Genomic DNA, 2,171 nt, shown 5'->3' with positions numbered 1-2,171 from the left:
CCAAACCGTGAGGTCTGGAGAATCGCCGCTCTTTTAAGGCGGCGAGTATGTCAAAGAGAACTCGGTGTAGAATTCAAAACAATTCCACCCGCAGATGAGTTCAGCCCCGAAAAACCCATGAAATTTCGTCTTTCTTTGGCAGCGATCGCCCTCTCAGCGGTCTTGTCCCCCAACAGTGCGATCGCCCAATCGGTACCCGAGACGGCCTCCGTTTGCACCAACGGCTATCGCCTCAACCTGCGCCAAACCCCCAACGGCCAAGTTCTGACGATTCTCGAAGACGGAGAACTCGTCGAACGAGTCGCACCCCCAGCCGGACCCTGGCAACCCGTCGCCGCCAACGGCTATCGCGGTTACGTCTGGGGCGATTACCTCTGCGATCGAGGCTCGGTGACGCCGCCTCCGTCCATGACGGGATTTCAACCCGCCATGTGTGCCAGCGCCGAAAACGCCCGCAACGTCCGTCATACAGGCGGGTTAAACATCTATCGCAACTCCAACCCCAACAGCGAAATCCTCGGCCGCCTCAACAACGGTTCGGCAGTGTTAATTTCCGGAGAACCCACCGTTGACGCCTCCGGAACCGTTTGGCAACCTATCGACGCCCCCGTTGGCGGCTTTATTCGCGCCGGAGAAAACAACCGCGTCACGAATATCGTCGAGTGTACGCGCTACTATCCTTAAAGTAGACGCAAGCCTCAAAATTAACGGTGTCAGAACAGCATCGACAAGACCTTCGAGCGCAATTTCCAGCACTCGCCAATAAAATCTATCTCAACTACGGCGGTGAAGGGCCGCTTTCACAAGCCGCCCGCAACGCCATTTTTCAGAGTTACGATCGACTGCAACAGAGCGGTCCGTTTTCCCTGAAAGCCAACATCTGGGTGCAGGAATGCGCCCAGAACTTGCGACGTTCGATCGCCGAAGAGTTGGGCGTCGCCCCGGAAACGGTGGCCGTCACCGAAGACGTGACCGCCGGGTGCAACGTCGCCCTCTGGGGGATCGACTGGAAACCCGGCGACGCCCTGGTGATGACCGACTGCGAACATCCCGGCGTCATCGCCACAGTACAAGAACTCCAACACCGCTTTAACATCGAGGTGTCGGTCTGTCCGATTTTGGATACCCTCAACGACGGCGACCCGGTGGAGGTGATTTCCCGGTATTTGACGCCGAAAACCCGCCTGGTGGTCTTGAGTCATATTTTATGGAACACCGGCCAGGTGTTGCCCCTAGCAGACATCGTGACCGCTTGTCGCAGCGTTTCCACCGAAAGCGGACAGCCGATTCGCGTCTTGGCGGACGCCGCCCAGTCGGTGGGGGTGCTTCCTCTGAAGTTGGCAGAATCGGGCGTGGATTTTTACGCCTTTACAGGACATAAATGGCTGTGCGGACCCGAAGGCGTCGGCGGCTTGTACGTGAGTCCCGAGGCCATGGAGTCCTTGCGACCGACGTTTATCGGCTGGCGCGGCGTCGAGGTAGATGCGACGGGACAACCGACGAGATGGAAGCCAGACGCGAGACGCTACGAAATTGCCACTTCAGCTTATCCGTTATATGCGGGATTAGCGGCGGCCATCGACCTGCATCGTCAATGGGGAACCGCCGAAGACCGATATCGCCAAATTTGTCACTCTAGCGGGCGGTTGTGGGAGCAACTTCGGGAAATTCCCGGCGTTACCTGTTTGCGGACGAGTCCGCCGGAATCGGGGTTAGTGTCGTTTACGCTGGATTCTGGCGCTCACAAGGATTTGGTGGTGTTTTTGGAAGGTCGCAGCATCATGACGCGCACGATTCTCGATCCGAGTTGCGTTCGCGCCTGCGTTCACTATTTGACGACGGCGGAGGAGATCGATCGCCTCGTAGAGGGCGTGCGGGCGTTTACCGCACAATCTGGACATTCCTAATTTCCCGCCTCATACTCCATCGCGATCTTCAAATCGCGATTTCAAACCGTTGCCTAGGTTGGGTTGAGGCGACGAAATCCAACAGCAGTAAGCCTTATCGCTTCTCATTAGGTTGCCTCAATCCACTCAACCGATAAACCTCTATAGCCGGGTTATCGAAAACGAGTCGGAAACCCATCGATCGACCGGGGACTAATCGAGTCTCAGATAGGCACTGGTCGTGTAAAGTGGGAGATATAATCTCCTCGAAAATTACCCATGAAT

2 protein-coding genes are annotated in these 2,171 nt (G+C 56.6%); both read left to right on the top strand.

All coding sequences use genetic code 11. The features are described 5' to 3' along the window. The first annotated feature begins 117 nt into the window (after positions 1 to 117). On the top strand, positions 118 to 684 hold the full coding sequence (locus tag ACP5D4_RS21485; RefSeq protein ID WP_428013643.1) for a hypothetical protein: 567 nt from the start codon (positions 118 to 120) through the stop codon (positions 682 to 684). Between the two features lie 26 nt (positions 685 to 710). Beyond that, positions 711 to 1,907 carry an aminotransferase class V-fold PLP-dependent enzyme gene (locus tag ACP5D4_RS21480; protein ID WP_428013642.1) on the top strand — a complete coding sequence of 399 codons (1,197 nt, stop codon included), beginning with the start codon at positions 711 to 713 and terminating at the stop codon, positions 1,905 to 1,907. The last annotated feature ends 264 nt before the right edge of the window (positions 1,908 to 2,171 follow it).

Origin of the sequence: Baaleninema sp., assembly GCF_049974805.1 — a bacterium.
Taxonomy (GTDB): Bacteria; Cyanobacteriota; Cyanobacteriia; order Cyanobacteriales; family Geitlerinemataceae; genus Baaleninema.
Note: the sequence above shows the minus strand (reverse complement) of the source record. Positions and strands in the feature narration are given on the sequence as shown.

What these genes read in the sequence shown, in the direction of transcription:
- ACP5D4_RS21485 (WP_428013643.1), top strand. Translation starts at nt 118, where the DNA reads ATGAAATTTCGTCTTTCTTTGGCAGCGATCGCCCTCTCAGCGGTCTTG.